Source organism: Roseitranquillus sediminis, assembly GCF_016918935.1.
In the GTDB taxonomy this organism is placed as follows: Bacteria; Pseudomonadota; Alphaproteobacteria; order Rhodobacterales; family Rhodobacteraceae; genus Roseitranquillus; species Roseitranquillus sediminis.
Genome location: NZ_JAFFOB010000018.1, coordinates 84,369 through 100,929, shown reverse-complemented (window position 1 = coordinate 100,929; position 16,561 = coordinate 84,369). Strand labels below are relative to the sequence as shown.

Sequence of the window (16,561 nt, the reverse complement as noted above, 5' to 3'; positions counted from 1 at the left end):
CCGTCAGGCGGCGACGGGCCGGACCTCGATCACCTCGGGAATGTAGTGTCTGAGCAGGTTCTCGATCCCCATCTTGAGCGTCAGGGTCGAGGACGGGCAGCCGGCGCAGGCGCCCTGCATGTGCAGGTAGACCACGCCCCGGTCGAAGCCGTGGAAGGTGATGTCGCCGCCGTCCTGCGCCACAGCCGGGCGCACGCGCGTGTCGAGCAACTCCTTGATCTGGTTAACGATCTCCGCGTCCGGCCCCTCATGCTCGGCGTGGCCGGGCGAGGTCTCGGCACCGCCCGACATCACCGGCTGGCCGGACTGGTAGTGCTCCATGATCGCGCCGAGGACCGCCGGCTTGACGTGGTCCCACTCGACGCCCTGCTCCTTGGTGACGGTCACGAAGTCGTTGCCGAAGAACACGCCGCTCACGCCCCGCACGGCGAAGATGCGCGCGGCGAGGGGCGAGGCGACGGCCGCTTCGGGCGTCGCGAAATCCGCTGTGCCGCTGTCCAGGACCGACTGTCCGGGCAGGAACTTCAGCGTCGCGGGATTCGGGGTCGACTCGGTCTGGATGAACATCTGACCACCTCCTGGATGCCTTGCGATATGCGGGGTCGCGGGCGCCCTGTCAAGAATCTGGAACGATTCCAAACTGGGGCGAAGCGGCGCGGATCGGGCGTATGACCCGCATGCACATCGCGTACATACGACGTGCATACGCGGACTGGCCTCAGCAGACCGCCTCGAGCTCCTCCTTGGACATCCCTCCGGGCACGACCGTCACCGGCACCGGCAGCGTGCCCGCCATCCGCGTGAGCTGCGAGACGAGCGGACCGGGGCCAGAGTTCTCGGAGCCGGCGCCGAGGACTAGCACGCCCACCTCCGGCGCTTCGCGGATCTGAGCGAGGATCTGCGGTACCGCCTCGCCCTCGCGGATCACCAGCTCGGGATCGACCTTGTGGCGGTCGCGCATCCACTTGGCAAAGACCTCGAAGTGGGCGCGGATCCGGTCGCGCGCCTCCTCCCGCATGATCTCGCCGACGCCGAGCCAGTGGTTGAACTCCTCGGGCGGGATGATCGACAGCACCTGCACGCCGCCGCCGGTCTTTTCCGCGCGCATCGCGGCGAACCGCATCGCGTTCAGGCACTCGCGGGTGTCGTCGAGGACGACCAGGAACTTGCGCATGTAACCCCCCTGCCGTCGGATCATGGCGGAGGCCCGCCGACGCGGCAAGTCAGCCGTTGGAGTGCGCCCAGTCCCAGTAGAGTTCAGTCGCGCGGCGGGTGAGGGGGCCAACCTGGAAGTGCGTGCCCTCGAACTCCGTCACCGGCGTCACCTTGGCCATGTTGCCCGACAGGAACACCTCGTCCGCTGCGCGCACGTCGTCGAAGGTCAGCACCGTCTCGTGCACCGCCACGCCGTCCGCCCGGAGGTTGGCGATGTGGCGGGCGCGGGTGATGCCGGCGAGAAAGGTGCCGTTCGGAACTGGCGTGAAGACCTCGCCGTCCTTGACGATGAAGACGTTGGAGGTGGCGCTCTCGGCGACGTTGCCCAAGGCGTCCGCCACCAGGGCGTTGCCGAAGCCCTTGGCGTGCGCCTCGGCCAGCATCCGCGCGTTGTTCGGATAGAGGCAGCCCGCCTTGGCGTTCACCACCGCGCAATCGAGCGTCGGGCGGCGGAAGCGCGTGGTCCCGAGTGTGGTCGCCCGGTCGCGCGGCGGCATAGGGATTGCCTCGAGGCAGATCGCGAAGCCGGTGGCGCCCACCTTCGGCAGAACGCCCAGCGGTCCCCCTTCCAGCGCCCAGTACATCGGCCTGATGTAGACGGCGGTGTCGGGCGCGTACGCATCGAGCCCCTCGCGCACGATCTCGACCATCTCGTCCGTCTCGACGGTGGGCGTGATCATCAGCGCCTCGGCCGAACGGTTGACGCGGGCGCAGTGCGCCTCGAGGTCGGGCGCCACCCCGTCGAAGTAGCGCGCGCCGTCGAACACGCTGGAGCCGAGCCACGATCCATGGTCCGCCGCCCGCATCACCGGCAGGTCGCCGTCGTGCCAACGGCCGTCGAAATATGTCCTGATGTCGGTGCCCGTCGCCATGTCCGCTCCCCTTCGGAAGGGGCACCATAGGCGTGGCCCAGTGTACGGTCCACCCGGGATGCAGCGGCGCCGGCGCGGCAGGACAACAGATCGTGATAAAGGAATGTCAGTGCTGGCTTTCGCCGTCTGCTTCCCTAGGGTCCGCGGCACCGATGAATCAGAAACGTGAGGCAGATCGATGCAGCGTCGGACCTTTCTCGCAACCGCGGGCGCCTTTTCGCTGGCGTCGCCGGGCGTCCTGAGGGCGCAGGATGGCGTGCGGCACAATATCTCGGGCTTCGGCATGGCCGACTGGCGCGACCATTTCGCGAACCTGTCAGGCGGCGCGATTCTGGCCGATACCGGCTCGCGCGCGCTGCACTACTGGTCCGAGGACGAGAGCATCTATCGCCTCTACCCGACCTCCGTGCCGATGAGCGACGAGCTGACCCGGCTTGGCTATACCGAGATCGTGCGCAAGCGCGTCGGCCCGGACTGGACGCCGACCCCCTCGATGCGCGAGCGCGACCCGAGCCTGCCGGAGTACATGCCGCCGGGACCTGGCAACCCGCTCGGCACGCATGCGCTCTACCTCTCGTGGCCGGCCTACCTGATCCACGGCACCCACGACACGCGCAAGATCGGCCGCCGCTCGTCCTCGGGTTGCATCGGCCTCTACAACGAGAAGATCGCCGAGCTCTTCGAGCTGGCGCAGGTCGGGACGCAGGTCCGCCTGATCTGATCCGAAGCGCCGGGGCGGCCGCGTCGCCGCTCCGGTCGCTCCACCATCTCGCCGCCGGACGCGGCGTTCAGCCGACCATCCCCACGATGTCGTAGGTCCGCCGCAGGATCGGCGCGGCGATGGTGCGGGCGCGCTCCGCGCCGCGGGCGAGAATGCGGTCAATCTCGGCCTCGTCCGCCATCAGCCGACGCATCTCGGTCGAGATTGGGGCCAGCTTCTCGACCGCGAGGTCGGCCAGCATCGGCTTGAACTCCGAGAAGGGTTTGCCGCCGACGTCGGCCATGACCTCGTCAATCCCGCGGTCCGAGAGGGCGGCGTAGATGTTGACCAAGTTGCGCGCCTCCGGCCGGTCCTCGAGCCCCGCCGCCGTTTCCGGCAGCGGCTCGGGGTCGGTGCGCGCCTTGCGGAACTTCTGCGCGATGGTGTCGGCGTCGTCGTGCATGTTGATCCGGCTCATGTCCGAGGGGTCGGACTTCGACATCTTCCTCGATCCGTCGCGCAGGCTCATCACCCGCGTCGCCGGCCCCTCGATCATCGGCTCGGTCACCGGGAAGAAGTCCACGCCGTAGTCGTGGTTGAACTTCGCCGCGATGTCGCGCGTCAGCTCCAGGTGCTGCTTCTGGTCCTCGCCCACCGGGACGTGCGTGGCGTGATAGGCCAGAATGTCCGCCGCCATCAGCGCGGGGTACGCGAAGAGCCCCAGCGACGCCTCCTCGGCGTTCTTGCCGGCCTTCTCCTTCCACTGGGTCATCCGCCGCATCCAGCCCATCCGGGCGACGCAGTTGAAGATCCAAGCGAGCTGCGTGTGCTCGGGGACCTGGGACTGGTTGAAGAGGATCGAGCGCTCCGGGTCGATCCCGCTCGCGATGTAGAACGCGGCCAGCTCGCGCGTGCGGCGGCGCAGGTCGTCCGGATTCTGCCAGACGGTAATCGCATGCATGTCGACCATGCAGTAGAGCGTCTCGATGCCTTGGTCCTGCAGCTTGGCGAAGCGCTTGAGCGCGCCCAGGTAGTTGCCCAGCGTCAGGCCGCCGGAAGGCTGGATGCCCGAGAAGACCCGCGGCGTGAAGTCGGCCATCCTGTCGCTCCGTCTGGAAATTCGTGCCGCGCTCGCTTAACGGGGGGCACCTGCCGGGTCAAGGAAGCCTCATCCCATGTCGCAAGATCCCGACGCCTCTCCGGTCCACCCGCTGCCGCCCCTCGTAACGGCGCTGGCGCTCGTGCTGACGGGGATCGAGGTTGCCCTGAGCGCGGCGGCGCGCGGGTTCATCGGCGGCGCCGATGGCATCGGCTGGCGGCAGGCGGCGATCGAGCGCTACGGCTTCTTCGGTCAGGTCTTCGACCTGATGCTCGAGCGCGGCAGCTGGCCCCTCGAGCATGTGGCGCGGTTCGTCACCTATCCGTTCGTGCATTACGGCTTCACGCACGCGCTCTTCGTGATCGTGTTCCTGCTGGCGCTGGGCAAGATGGTGGCCGAGCGGATGGGGCCGGGGGCGATGCTGACGCTCTTCTTCGGCTCGGCCTTCAGCGGCGCGCTCGTCTACGGCCTCGCGCTCGACGATCCGCTGCCGCTGGCGGGCGGCTTTCCGGCAGTCTACGGCCTGATCGGCGGGTTCACCTACATCCTCTGGGTCAGCCTCGGCGCCGTTGGGGCGCCGCAGTGGCGGGCCTTCACGCTGATCGGCTTCCTGCTCGGGATCCAGCTCGTCTTCGGCGTGCTCTTCGGCGGCACGAACGAGTGGGTGGCCGAGGTGTCGGGCTTCGCCACCGGCTTCGCGCTTTCCTTCCTCGTCGGTCCCGGTGGGTGGCGGCGGGCGGTGCAGGCGCTCAGACGGCGCTGACCGCTCAGCGCCGCGCGGCGGCGCTCCGGCTGGTGGCGAGCCGGAAATCCCGCGGCGAGAACGCGCCAAACAGCGCCCCGGCGGCGGCGTAACTCGCCAGACCCGCTGTCACCAGAATGGCGAGGGCGGCGTAGCGCCAAAGCGGTTCGGCAAGCGCCGGCGCCAGAAGCGCCTCCGCCCCCAGCAGGCAGGCGCCCATCACCGCGGACGCCGCCAGGATACGCGGCAGCCGCGCCACGAAGCGCTCGTCAAGAGTCGCCGCCGCCCCCATATCGCGCGAGCCGCGCCAGAGCAGCACCACCATCGCCCAGGCGGCCAGCGTCGTGCCGATCGCCGCTCCGAGATAGCCGATCGCGAAGGCCAGCCCGACCGCCGCCGCCGCGTTTACCACCAGCGACACCAGGGCATAGCGGAACGGCCGCACCGTGTCCTCGCGCGCGTAGAAGAGCGGCTGCAGCACCTTTTGCAGCACGAAGGCCGGCAACCCCAGCCCGTAGACCGCCAGCGCCGCGGCGGTGGCCCGGCTGTCCGCCGCGTCGAACGCGCCGCGCTCGAAGAGCACCGAGATCAGCGGCAGCGGGATCACCACCAGCGCCACGGCCGCCGGCACCGTCAGCGCCAGCGAAACCTCCGCCGCCCGGCTCAGCGCATGCCGCCCGCCCGCCTCGTCACCTGCGCGCAGCCGGCGCGACAGGTCCGGCAGGAGCACCACGCCGATCGCGATTCCCACCACGCCCAGCGGCAGCTGGTAGAGCCGGTCGGCATAGTTCAGCCATGCGATCGCGCCGTCGAAGAAGCTCGCCACCTGACGCCCAACCAGCAGGTTCACCTGCACCACGCCCCCCGCCAGCGCCGCCGGCGCCGCGATCACCGCCAGCCGCTTCAGCTCCGGCGTGAGGCTCGGCCGCCGCGGCACCAGATGGAAGCCCGCCCGCGCCGCCGCCCACCAGACCAGTCCGAGTTGCACCACGCCCCCCAGCGGCACCGACAGCGCCAGCGCCGAGCCGACCTCCAGCCCCAGCATCCGATCGATGCCGAGCCCGAGGAACTCGTCCGCCGGGATCTCGAAGAACCATCCGACTGCGATCACCGCGATGAAGACGATGTTGAGCAGCACCGGCGCCGCCGCCGCCGCCAGGAACCGCCCCGTCGCGTTCAGCACGCCCGAGACCAGAGCGGCGAGCGAGATGAAGAGGATGTAGGGGAACGCGATACGCCCGAACGTCACCGCGAGGTGGAAGCGTTCGTCGCCCACGAACCCGCCCGCCATCGCCGTGACGAGAAGCGGCATAGCCACGACGCCGAGGACGGTGAAGCCCGCGAGGATCACCATCATCCCCGCCATCGCGTCGCGGGCGAAGTCGTGCGCGTCCTCGTGCCCCTCGAGCTTCTTGGCGAACATCGGAACGAAGGCCATGTTGAAGGCGCCCTCGGCGAAGAACCGGCGGAACATGTTGGGCAGCGCGAAGGCCACCAGGAACGCCTCCGCCACCGGCCCCGCGCCCAGCGTCGCCGCGATCAGAATGTCGCGCACGAAGCCCAGAACCCGGCTCAGCATCGTCCAGGCGCCGACAGTGACGAAGCCCTTCAGCAGGCGGATCGGCTGCACCGCTCAGACGCCTTCGCGCGAGCACAGGCGCGTCAGCGCCTGCGCGGCCCAACGGGAGGAGGCGTGCCCCGCAGGGGTGCGCCGACGACGGGCGGGAGCCGCCCCTTCTCCGGCGATGCGTCGCCTCACGCCCGGGCCCGTTCGGCGCCGCTCTTGATCGCCTCGCGCAGCTTGCGCTCCAGCGCCCGGCGCCGCGCCTCCGAGTGGAACTTCAGACCGAACATGTCCTTGACGTAGAAGGTATCCACCGCCTGCTCGCCGTAGGTCGCGATCACTGCGCTCGCGATCTGCACGTTGTTGGCGGCGAGCGTCCGAGTCAGGTCGTAAAGCAGGCCGGGCCGATCGCGGGTGTCCACCTCGATGATCGTGTAGAGCTCCGAACCCTCGTTGTCGAAGGCGATCGAGGTCGGCACGATGAAGGCGCGCTCTCGCTTCTTGAGCTTGTCCTTCGGCACCAGCGCGTCGCGTGCGACCACCTCGCCCATGAGCGTCTTGTGGATCATCTCGCGTAACCTCGGCAGCCGCTCCTCGCGGTAGGGGTGGCCCTCGGCGTCCTGCACCCAGAAGCAGGCGGCGACGAGGCCGTCCTTGCTGACGTAGCTGCGGGCGTCGACGACGTTGGCGCCCACAAGCGCCAGCGCGCCGGCGATGCGCGAGAAGATGCCGGGGTGGTCCACCATCGCGAAGCAGGCCCGGGTCGCGTCCCGGTCGTGGTCGAGCTGCAGGTCCATGCGGACGTCGCCGTTGCCGATCCCGCGCATCAGCCGGGCAAAGATCGCTTGCGCCACGTGCGGCAGCCCCTGCCAGTAGGGGCCGTAGTGCCGCTGGATCTCGGCGCGGATCTCGTTGCGGTCCCAGTCGGACAGCGCCTCGCGCAGGGCACGCTTGGCCTCCGCCTCGCGCGATCCGCGGTTGAGCTGCTCCAGCCCGTCGCGGAGCGCCGTCTCGGTCTGCAGGTAGAGGTTGCGCAGGAGCTGCGCCTTCCAGTTGTTCCAGACGCCGGGGCCGACGCCGCGGATGTCGCAGACCGTCAGCACCGTCAGGAGGTCGAGCCGCTTGCGTGACTTCACCGCCTTGGCGAAGTCACGCACGGTGCGCGGGTCGCTTAGGTCCCGCTTCTGCGCCATGTCCGACATCAGGAGATGATAGCGCACCAGCCATTCGACCGTGTCGCACTCGGCGGGCTTCAGGCTGAACCGTGGCGCGAGGCGGCGAGCGATCCGCGCGCCCAGCACCGAATGGTCCTCGTCGCGGCCCTTGCCGATGTCGTGGCAGAGCATCGCGAGGTAGAGGACCTTGCGGTCGACCCCTTCCTTCAGGATGCCGCTGACGATCGGCAGGCTCTCCACGAGTTCGCCGCGCTCGATCTGCGAGAGCGTCGAGATGCACTGGATGGTGTGCTCGTCCACGGTGAAGTGGTGGTACATGTTGAACTGCATCATCGCGACGACCGGCGCGAACTCGGGAATGAAGGCGCCGAGCACGCCCAGTTCGTTCATCCGCCTGAGGCCCCGTTCCGGGTTCACCCGGCGCAGCAGCATGTTGAGGAAGATGCGGTTCGCCTCCGGATCCTCACGCAGCCGGTCGTCGATGAGGTGCAGGTTGGCCGCGATCAGGCGCATCGCAGCGGGGTGCAGCAGCAGCCCCGCCCTCAGCGCCTCGTCAAAGACGCCGATCATGTTCACCGGGTTGTTGAGGAACGCCGCCTCGTCCTTGATCGCCAGCCGGTTGCGCAGGACGTGGAACGGCGGGCGCAGGCGCGGCTTGCGGCTCAGCAGGCGTTGCAGGCTGGGCGCGGTCTTCACGTGCCGGTCCTCGAGCGCGACGAGGAAGATCCGCGTGAGTTCGCCCACCCGGGTGGCGTGGCGGAAGTAGTCCTGCATGAAGACCTCGACCGCGCGGCGCCCCGCGGTGTCGGCATACCCCATCCGGTCGGCCACCTCGACCTGCATGTCGAAGGTGAGCTGGTCGACCGCGCGGCCCGCGATCAGGTGCATGTGGCAGCGCACCGCGAGCAGGAAGCTCTCGGCCCGGATGAAGGAGTCGAACTCGCTCTGGGTGAAGGTCTCGCCCACCAGCTCGCCGGCGTCGCGCACGCCGCCGAGATACTTGGCGATCCAGAACAGCGCCTGGAGGTCGCGCAGGCCGCCCTTGCCCTCCTTGACGTTGGGCTCGACGACGTAGCGCTGGCCGCCCTGCCGCTGGTGCCGCTCGGCCCGTTCGACGAGCTTGGCCTCCACGAATTCCGGGCCGGTGTCGCGGAAGAGGTCCTTCCAGAGCCGCTCGCGCAGTTCGCGCGCGAGCGCGGCGTCGCCGCCCACGAAGCGCTGCTCGAGCAGCGAGGTGCGGATCGTGAAATCGTCGCGGCCGAGGCGGATGCAGTCGCGCACCGTGCGGGTGGCGTGGCCGACCTTCAGGTGCAGGTCCCAGAAGATGTAGAGCATCGACTCGACGAGGCTCTCGGTCCAGCCCGACGCCTTCCACGGGATCACGAACAGCAGGTCCACGTCCGAGAAGGGCACCATCTCGGCCCGGCCGTAGCCGCCCACGGCCATCACCGCTATGCGCTTGCCGTCGGTGTCGTCGGTGCGCGGATGCAGGTACTGCAGCGCCACGTCCAGCACCGTCTGCACGATGCTGTCCGTCAGGAAGGTATACGCCGACACGACCGCGCGCGAATCGCGCGGGCGCGCCGCGAAGGCCGCGGCGATCGCGGCGCGGCCGCTTTCGAGCGCCGACTTCAGATGACGCACCGTGACCCCCCGGATCGCGCGTGCGTCCTGCGCCGCCCGGATGTCCGCGGCGAGAGCCCGCCTGATGCGGGCTCCGTCGAAGATGTCCTGCGCCGGACAGATCAGGTCGTTCGGGAGCGGCGTCGTCAGGTCGGGCCGCTCCGGCGCCGCGGTCGCGCCGCGGGCGAGAGGCTCAGAAGAACGCGCCGCCGAAGCGTCTTGGGGCAGGGTCAACGATGATCACCTGGTTGTTGCGGATCTCGGCCACGGCCAGCGCCCGCTCGACGGAGCCGTCGGCGAGGAACCGGAACGCGCCGCCGGTGCCGGCGAAGCCCGAGCCCTGGGTCAGGGCGCGCGCCGTCAGCGCATCGGACCGGCCCTGCCGGATCAGCGCGCCGATGGCGGCGATGCCGTCGTAGGCGAGGCCGGCGATGGGATGCGGCTGCGAGCCGTAGGCGGCCGCGTAGCGCGCGTCGAAGCTGCGCCCGAGCGCGGGGTCGGGCAGGGCGAACCACGCGCCCTGCAGGCCGGGCAGGGTCAGCGCGCTCGACGGGATGTCGAGCCGCTGAAGCCCGATGTACTGATAGCTGCCCGGCGCGATCCCGTTCTCGGGCAGGAGGTCGGCGAGGAACGGCAGCGCCCCGGACGTGCCCGAGGTCAGGAACACGGCATCCGCGCCGCTCGACCGGATCTGCTCGGCGATGCGCGGCGCCGCGTCTCGGACACCCGCCTGCGACAGCGGGAAGGTCGCCTGCCCGGCGAGGCTGGCGCGACTGCCAGCGATCGCGCGCAGGATCGCGTCGCGCCCGACCGACTCGGCCGTGTCCTGGCCGCTGACCACGAAGATGTCGCCGCGGCCGCGGCTGGCGGCATAGCCCGTCAGGCGGCTGGCGGTGTTCTGGAACGTGGTGCCGAGCACGAAGACGTTGCCGCCGGCGATGTTGGAATTGTTGGAGAAGGCCAGCACGTTCACGCCCTCGTCGCGAACCGCGACGCCGGCGGCGTTGGCGGCGCCCGCGAAGACGGGGCCGAGGATGATCTGCGCACCTTCGTCCACAGCCTGCTGGGCCACGGCGGCGGCGCGGCCGGGTTGGCCGGCGGTGTCGTAGACCCGCAGGTCGATCGCCGCGCCGTCGAGGTCCGCGATGGCGAGGCGCGCGGCGTTCTCGAGGCTCCGCGCCAGGATCGCGCCGCCCTCGGCTGAGCCCGCAGGGACGAGCAGCGCCACCGGGACGGCGCGGGTGGTGTCGACCCGAGGCCCGCCGACCGGGCCCGCGACCGGCACGTCGCAGGCGGCGAGCCAGAGCGCGGCGAAGAGCAGCGACAGCCGCGCGGCCGCCTTGCGGAACAACGATGAACGGATCAACATGGGCGGACTCCTCGCACGCAGGGGGCTTGGAGGGGACCGTATGCCGTCGGCGCACCGGTGTAAATCGCGAGGCGGAGCACGATGAGCGGGGATCCCCTGGCGCCCGGCCTCTACCTCGTCGCGACGCCGATCGGCAGTGCGCGGGACATCACGCTGAGGGCGCTCGACATCCTGCGGGACGCCGACGCCATCGCCGCGGAGGACACGCGGACGGCCCGCAAGCTGATGGAAATACACGGCATTCCGCTGAACGAACGGCCGCTGGTCGCGTATCACGACCACAACGGGCCGGCGGCGCGGCCGCGGCTGATGCGGCTACTCGCGGAGGGCAAGTCGCTCGCCTATGTATCGGAGGCCGGTACGCCGCTCGTCGCCGATCCGGGCTACCGGCTGGCGGTCGAGGCCATCGCGGCAGGCCTGCCGGTGACGGCGGCGCCGGGGGCGTCGTCGGTTCTGGCGGCGCTGTCGGTCGCGGGGCTGCCCAGCGACCGGTTCCTGTTCGCCGGATTTCCGCCCACGGCCGGCGCGGCGCGGCGGAGCTTCCTGGCCGAGTTGGCGCCGGTGCCTGCGACGCTCGTCCTCTTCGAGTCGCCGAAGCGGTGCGCCGCGACCCTCGACACCATGGTCGAGACGCTGGGCGCGGGGCGGCAGGCGGCGGTCTGTCGCGAGCTGACCAAGCGGTTCGAGGAGGTGCGGCGCGGGACGCTGGCCGAGCTGGCCGAGGCGCTGGAGGCCGAGCCGCCACGGGGCGAGGTGGTGATCGTGGTCGACCGCGGCCACGACGCGCCGGACGCGGACGCGATGGAGGCGGCGCTGGGCGAGGCGCTGGCGACGATGAGCGTGCGCGACGCCGCCGACACGGTGGCGATGGCGCTGGGGCTGCCGCGGCGCAAGGTCTACCAGGCGGCGCTGAAGATGCAGGGCGGGACGTGAGCCGCCGCATCGCCGGCGCCGTCGGCCACCGCGCAGGGCTCGCCACCGAGGAGCAGGTGGCACGCCGCTACGAGCGGGCGGGCGGCGAGGTCGTCGCCCGGCGCTGGCGCGGGCAGGCGGGCGAGATCGACCTGGTGGTGCGGCTGGCTGGTGGGCTGGTCTTCGTCGAGGTGAAGAAGGCGCGGGACCTCGCGCGGGCGGCGGAGCGGGTCACGCCACGGCAGGCAGCGCGGCTCATGGCGGCCGCGGAGGAATACGTCGCGGGCGCGCCGGTCGAGATGCGCCTCGACGTGGCGCTGGTCGATGCTGAGGGACGGATCCAGATCCTCGAGAACGCGATCTGGGGTTGAGCCGCCCGTTGCGGTCGGGCCGGGCTTCGGCCATGACGGAGGCCGTGACGCGAACGGAGGTCCCATGTCGCTCAAGGTTGCCTTCCAGATGGACCCGATCGGCGCGGTCGACATCGACGCCGACAGCACGTTCCGGCTGGCCGAGGCGGCGCAGGCGCGCGGGCACCGGCTCTGGTTCTACACGCCCGACAAGCTGGTCTGGCGCGACGGGCGGGTGATGGCGCACGCGCAGACGCTGGAGGTCCGGCGCGAGCGCGGCAACCATGCGACCCTCGGCGAGGTGCGGGACGTGGACCTGTCGGAGATGGACGTGGTCTGGCTGCGGCAGGACCCGCCCTTCGACATGGGCTACATCACGACGACGCATATCCTGGAGCACCTGGCGCCGACGACGCTGGTGGCCAATGATCCCTTCTGGGTGCGGAACTCACCCGAGAAGATGCTGGTGCTGCGCTTCCCGGACCTGATCCCGCCGACGGTGATCGCGCGCGACCTCGCGACGCTCAAGGCCTTCAAGCACGAGCATGGCGACGTGATCCTCAAGCCGCTCTACGGCAACGGCGGGGCGGGCGTGTTCCGGCTCGACCCGAACGACCGCAACCTCGGCGCGCTCTGGGAGCTCTTCGCGACGCTCTCGCGAGAGCCGCTGATCGCGCAGAAGTTCATCCCCGCCGTGGCCAAAGGGGACAAGCGGGTGATCCTGGTGGACGGCGAGCCGGTCGGGGCAATCAACCGGGTGCCGGCGGAGGGCGAGACGCGGTCAAACATGCATGTGGGCGGCAAAGCGGAGCCCGCGACGCTGACCGACCGCGACCGGGCGATCTGCGCCGAGATCGGCCCGGTGCTGCGCGAGAAGGGGCAGATTTTCGTCGGCATCGACGTGATCGGGGACTCGCTGACCGAGATCAACGTCACCTCGCCCACCGGCATCCAGGAACTGGAGCGGTTCGACGGGATCGACGTCGCCGGGGCGATTTGGGATGCGGTGGAGCGGCGGCTCGGCCGCTGAGGGGGGTCGACCTGGGGGGGCATCGAGCCCCCGCTCGACTGAGGCCACCTGCGGTGGCCGGCGCCACGTCCTGCGCTCAGTGCTGCTGGGAGCGCACGACGAAGCCCTCGACGGTTTCCTCGCCCAGTGCCTTCAGTGCCTCGATGCGGTGCAGGCCCTCGATCAGGATGTAACCGTCGCCGTCGGCGCGGACCCGGATCGGGGTCTTCTGCCCCTCTTCGAGGATGCTCTCGGAGAGGCTGGCGACGCGTCCGGGCTCGAGCGTCTTGAGACGCTTAACCGGCACGCGGATGCGCGGGATGGGCAGGGTGCGGACCTCCAGCATCGGCGTGCCTCCGGCGTTACCGGTCGAGCCTAGCACGCGGATACCAAGCGAGTCCCGCCCGCCGGTCAGCCGCGGAGCGACGTGAGGCGGAAGCTGAGCGCCTCGGCGACGTGGGGCCGGCTGATATGCGCGTCGCCCGCCAAATCGGCGATGGTGCGCGCCACGCGCAGGATGCGGTGGTAACCGCGGGCGGTGAGGCCGAAGCGGTCGGCCGCACGGACGAGCAGCTCGCGCCCCTCGGCGTCGGGCGCGGCGACCTCGTCGAGCAGCGCGCCCTCGGCGTCGGCGTTGGTGCGGGCGTGCGGGTGCTCCTCGTACCGCCTCTCCTGTACCGCTCGGGCCGCGGCGACGCGCTTCGCGACTGTGGCCGAGCCTTCGCCCGCCGGCGGCGCGTCGAGGTTGGCGAAGGATACCGGCGGGACCTCGATGCGGAGGTCGAAGCGGTCCATCAGCGGCCCGGAGATTCGGCTGAGATATTCCTCGCCGCAGGCCGGCACCCGCGCGCAGGCGCGTGCCGGATCGGGCAGGTAGCCGCAGCGGCAGGGGTTGGCGGCCGCGACCAGCAGGAAGCGGCAGGGGTAGCGGATGTGGGCGGCGGCGCGGGCGACGACGACCTCGCCCGTCTCGATCGGCTGACGCAGGGTCTCGAGCACCTGCCGCGAGAACTCCGGGAACTCGTCCATGAAGAGGACGCCGTTGTGGGCGAGGCTGATCTGGCCGGGCTTGGCGCCCTTGCCGCCGCCGATGATCGCCGCCATCGAGGCGGTGTGGTGCGGCTCGCAGAACGGCCGGGTGCGCGAGATGCCGCCCGCCTCGAGCTGGCCGGCGAGCGAGTGGATCATCGAGGTCTCGAGTGCCTCGGCGGCCGACAGGGGCGGCAGCAGGCCCGGCAGGCGCGCGGCCAGCATCGACTTGCCTGAGCCGGGGGTGCCGACGAAGAGCAGGTGGTGGCGACCGGCGGCGGCGATCTCCAGCGCACGCTTGGCCCGTTCCTGACCGCGCACGTCGGCGAGGTCGCGGTGGCCCATTTGGGCAATCAATTCGCCCGGTTCGGCCGGCGCGATGGGCGCGCGGCCGGTGAGGTGGGCGACGGCCGCGTCGAGCGAGCGCGCCGCGATGACGGCGGTCGCGTCGACCCACGCGGCCTCGGGTCCGCAGGCGAGGGGGCAGATGAGCGCCCTGTCTTCCTCCGCCGCCGCGAGCGCGGCGGGCAGTGCGCCCAGAACCGGCACCAGCGAGCCATCGAGCGACAGCTCGCCCAGCGATACGACACCTTCGACGTCCTCCCGCGCCAGCACGTCTATGGCGGCGAGGAGCGCCAGCGCGATCGGCAGGTCGAAGTGCGAACCCTCCTTCGGCATGTCGGCGGGCGAAAGGTTTATGGTGATCCGCTTGGACGGCAGGGCGATCGACAGGGCGCCGAGCGCGGCACGTATCCGCTCGCGCGCCTCGCTGACCGCCTTGTCCGGCAGGCCGACGATCGAGAAGGCAGGTAGTCCCGGCGAAACCGCGCATTGTACTTCGACGAGGCGCGCCTCGATGCCCTCGAACGCGACGGTGTAGGTTCGCGCCACCACTGAACTTTCCTCCGACGACGGCCGCGCCCGTCATAGCCGCTCGGGAGCCGACGGAAAGTCTCCAATTCGCTTCAAGGTTAGCGCGTCAGTATGGCCGGATCTTCGTGCTGCCCAGCTCTCGGGCAGGCTGCCTTTCAGACGCGCAGGAGGCGGGCGGGCAGCAAGCGTCTAGGACATATTGCTTCGTTGGCAACGTTACAGGTGAACTTTCTTTGATCCGACGGCGTTCGGGTTGCGTAGCGCAGGTAGTAGCAGCCGAAGGTCTTCAGGACCAAATGAAGGGGAACGTCCCATGGCACTCGATGGATTTTCCGATCAGACCTTGTCTCGCCGCGCCATGCAGGCGGAGTTGCTGGACGCGGAGACGGAGCTCAGGCTGGCCTACGCCTGGCGCGACCATCGCGACGAGAAGGCGCTGCACAGGCTGGTGACGGCCTACATGCGGCTGGCGATATCGATGGCCGCCAAGTTCAAGCGCTACGGGGCGCCGATGAACGATCTGATCCAGGAGGCGGGGCTTGGCCTGATGAAGGCCGCCGACAAGTTCGACCCCGACCGCGGCGTGCGCTTCTCGACCTATGCGGTCTGGTGGATCAAGGCGTCGATCCAGGACTACGTGATGCGCAACTGGTCGATGGTGCGGACCGGCAGCACATCGAGTCAGAAATCGCTGTTCTTCAACATGCGCCGCGTGCAAGCCCGGCTTGAGCGCGAGGCGGCATCGCGCGGCGAGCGGCTGGACCGGCACCAGGTGCGCCAGCTCATCGCGACAGAGGTCGGCGTTCCGCTGCACGACGTCGAGATGATGGAGGGGCGGCTCGCGGGCTCGGACTTCTCGCTCAACGCGACCCAGTCGGCCGAGGACGAGGGGCGCGAGTGGATCGACATGCTGGAGGACGGCGGCCAGCAGGCGGCGGAGACGGTCGAGCACGACAAGGACATCGACACCCTGCGCACCTGGCTCGTCACCGCGATGTCAGCGCTGAACGAGCGCGAGCGCTTCATCGTCCGCGAGCGCAAGCTGCGCGACGATCCGCGGACGCTGGAGAGCCTCGGCAACGAACTCGGCCTCTCCAAGGAGCGGGTTCGCCAGCTCGAGGCGGCGGCCTTCGGCAAGATGCGCAAGTCGCTCGAGACCACATCTCGCGAGGTGCACGAATTCTTCGCCTGACCGCCGCTGCGGTGTTGTCCGCGACCCCGTCCCTGGCCAATCCGATCGATGCGGACGCACTGGAGGATCTGCCGCCGGCGGATGTCGTAATACTTGGCGAGTACCATGACAACCCGACGCATCACCGCAACCAGGCCGCGGCAGTGGAGGCGCTGCAGCCGCGGGCGCTGGTCTTCGAGATGCTGACGCCCGGGCAGGCGGAGAAGGCGGTGCCGGACCTCAGGCCTGATGCCGATGCGCTGGGTGCGGCGCTGGCGTGGGAGGAAAGCGGCTGGCCGGACTTCGTGATGTACCACCCGATCTTCGCCGCCGCGCCTGAGGCCGTCGTGTTCGGCGGGGCGCTACCTCCCGGACAGGTCCGCGCCGCGGTGGGCGGCTCGGCCGCGGCCACGTTCGGTGCCGAGGCGGCGCGCTACGGGCTGGATCGTCCCCTCGCGGCCGACGAGCAGGCAACGCGCGAGGAGGAGCAGGGGACGGCGCACTGCGGCGCAATGCCCGTCGGGATGCTGCCCGGCATGGTCGAGGCGCAGCGCCTGCGCGACGCGGCCTTGGCGCGGGCAGTGCTGGAGGCGCTTGATGCGACGGGCGGGCCGGTGGCGCTGATCACCGGAAACGGCCATGCACGGCTGGACCGCGGGGTGCCGGTCTATCTGGAGGCCGCGCGGCCGGGGCTTTCGGTCCTGTCGATCGGTCAGCTCGAAGCGGCGGAGGACGATGCGCCGTTCGATCTCTGGGTGGTGACGGAGGCGGCGGATCGGCCCGACCCCTGTGCCGTCTTCGACTAGCCGCTGTGCAATCCTGCATGTTGGATGTGCCTGGCGCGGCAACTAGGTGCGC

At 70.3% G+C, this 16,561-nt stretch carries 16 protein-coding genes; 7 read left to right on the top strand and 9 right to left on the bottom strand.

Annotation, left to right across the window (positions count from 1 at the left end; genetic code table 11):
• Positions 1 to 3: 3 nt before the first annotated feature.
• The 3 genes from JM664_RS12340 to JM664_RS12330 form a co-directional block, all read right to left on the bottom strand.
• On the bottom strand, positions 4 to 567 hold the full coding sequence (locus tag JM664_RS12340) for a NifU family protein (RefSeq protein WP_227420230.1): 564 nt from the start codon (positions 565 to 567) through the stop codon (positions 4 to 6).
• A 151-nt stretch (positions 568 to 718) separates the two neighbouring features.
• Positions 719 to 1,174, bottom strand: coding sequence for a universal stress protein (locus JM664_RS12335; RefSeq protein ID WP_227420450.1), 456 nt, complete (start codon positions 1,172 to 1,174; stop codon positions 719 to 721).
• Positions 1,175 to 1,223: 49 nt separating this feature from the next.
• Complete coding sequence (locus JM664_RS12330) at positions 1,224 to 2,087, bottom strand: branched-chain amino acid aminotransferase (protein ID WP_227420229.1); 864 nt, start codon at positions 2,085 to 2,087, stop codon at positions 1,224 to 1,226.
• A gap of 178 nt (positions 2,088 to 2,265) precedes the next feature.
• Here JM664_RS12330 and JM664_RS12325 point away from each other — a divergent pair, with 178 nt between their 5' ends.
• Positions 2,266 to 2,808, top strand: a complete 543-nt coding sequence (locus JM664_RS12325) for a L,D-transpeptidase (protein WP_227420228.1) — start codon at positions 2,266 to 2,268, stop codon at positions 2,806 to 2,808.
• A gap of 67 nt (positions 2,809 to 2,875) precedes the next feature.
• Here JM664_RS12325 and trpS read toward each other — a convergent pair whose 3' ends face one another.
• Positions 2,876 to 3,886 carry a tryptophan--tRNA ligase gene (trpS, locus tag JM664_RS12320; protein WP_227420227.1) on the bottom strand — a complete coding sequence of 337 codons (1,011 nt, stop codon included), beginning with the start codon at positions 3,884 to 3,886 and terminating at the stop codon, positions 2,876 to 2,878.
• A gap of 76 nt (positions 3,887 to 3,962) precedes the next feature.
• Here trpS and JM664_RS12315 point away from each other — a divergent pair, with 76 nt between their 5' ends.
• On the top strand, positions 3,963 to 4,649 hold the full coding sequence (locus JM664_RS12315; protein ID WP_227420226.1) for a rhomboid family intramembrane serine protease: 687 nt from the start codon (positions 3,963 to 3,965) through the stop codon (positions 4,647 to 4,649).
• A gap of 4 nt (positions 4,650 to 4,653) precedes the next feature.
• Here the strand turns inward: JM664_RS12315 and murJ are convergent, their stop codons facing one another.
• The 3 genes from murJ to JM664_RS12300 all read right to left on the bottom strand — a co-directional run bounded on the left by murJ (position 4,654) and on the right by JM664_RS12300 (position 10,359).
• Entirely contained in the window at positions 4,654 to 6,258 is a 1,605-nt protein-coding gene (murJ, locus tag JM664_RS12310; RefSeq protein WP_227420225.1) for a murein biosynthesis integral membrane protein MurJ, read from the bottom strand.
• 125 nt (positions 6,259 to 6,383) lie between these two features.
• Positions 6,384 to 9,224 (bottom strand): [protein-PII] uridylyltransferase, encoded by a 2,841-nt coding sequence (locus JM664_RS12305; RefSeq protein WP_227420224.1) that lies wholly within the window; start codon positions 9,222 to 9,224, stop codon positions 6,384 to 6,386.
• Entirely contained in the window at positions 9,184 to 10,359 is a 1,176-nt protein-coding gene (locus tag JM664_RS12300) for a penicillin-binding protein activator (protein WP_227420223.1), read from the bottom strand. The genes JM664_RS12305 and JM664_RS12300 overlap by 41 nt, the downstream gene beginning before the upstream one ends.
• Positions 10,360 to 10,440: 81 nt before the next feature.
• Here JM664_RS12300 and rsmI point away from each other — a divergent pair, with 81 nt between their 5' ends.
• The 3 genes from rsmI (at position 10,441) to gshB (ending at position 12,651) form a co-directional block, all read left to right on the top strand.
• Positions 10,441 to 11,292, top strand: a complete 852-nt coding sequence (gene rsmI / locus JM664_RS12295) for a 16S rRNA (cytidine(1402)-2'-O)-methyltransferase (protein ID WP_227420222.1) — start codon at positions 10,441 to 10,443, stop codon at positions 11,290 to 11,292.
• A complete protein-coding gene (locus tag JM664_RS12290) occupies positions 11,289 to 11,642 on the top strand; it encodes a YraN family protein (RefSeq protein ID WP_227420221.1) in 354 nt (117 codons plus the stop codon). The genes rsmI and JM664_RS12290 overlap by 4 nt, the downstream gene beginning before the upstream one ends.
• A gap of 64 nt (positions 11,643 to 11,706) precedes the next feature.
• Positions 11,707 to 12,651 (top strand): glutathione synthase, encoded by a 945-nt coding sequence (gshB, locus tag JM664_RS12285; protein WP_227420220.1) that lies wholly within the window; start codon positions 11,707 to 11,709, stop codon positions 12,649 to 12,651.
• Between the two features lie 76 nt (positions 12,652 to 12,727).
• On the opposite strand, the gene JM664_RS12280 is transcribed toward gshB, so the two are convergent.
• Positions 12,728 to 12,976, bottom strand: coding sequence for a ParB N-terminal domain-containing protein (locus JM664_RS12280; protein WP_227420219.1), 249 nt, complete (start codon positions 12,974 to 12,976; stop codon positions 12,728 to 12,730).
• Between the two features lie 65 nt (positions 12,977 to 13,041).
• A complete protein-coding gene (locus tag JM664_RS12275; RefSeq protein ID WP_227420218.1) occupies positions 13,042 to 14,553 on the bottom strand; it encodes a YifB family Mg chelatase-like AAA ATPase in 1,512 nt (503 codons plus the stop codon).
• 292 nt (positions 14,554 to 14,845) lie between these two features.
• Here JM664_RS12275 and JM664_RS12270 point away from each other — a divergent pair, with 292 nt between their 5' ends.
• Positions 14,846 to 15,724 (top strand): RNA polymerase factor sigma-32, encoded by an 879-nt coding sequence (locus tag JM664_RS12270; protein WP_227420217.1) that lies wholly within the window; start codon positions 14,846 to 14,848, stop codon positions 15,722 to 15,724.
• Positions 15,725 to 15,735: 11 nt separating this feature from the next.
• Positions 15,736 to 16,509, top strand: a complete 774-nt coding sequence (locus JM664_RS12265; RefSeq protein WP_227420216.1) for a ChaN family lipoprotein — start codon at positions 15,736 to 15,738, stop codon at positions 16,507 to 16,509.
• Positions 16,510 to 16,561: the final 52 nt, after the last annotated feature.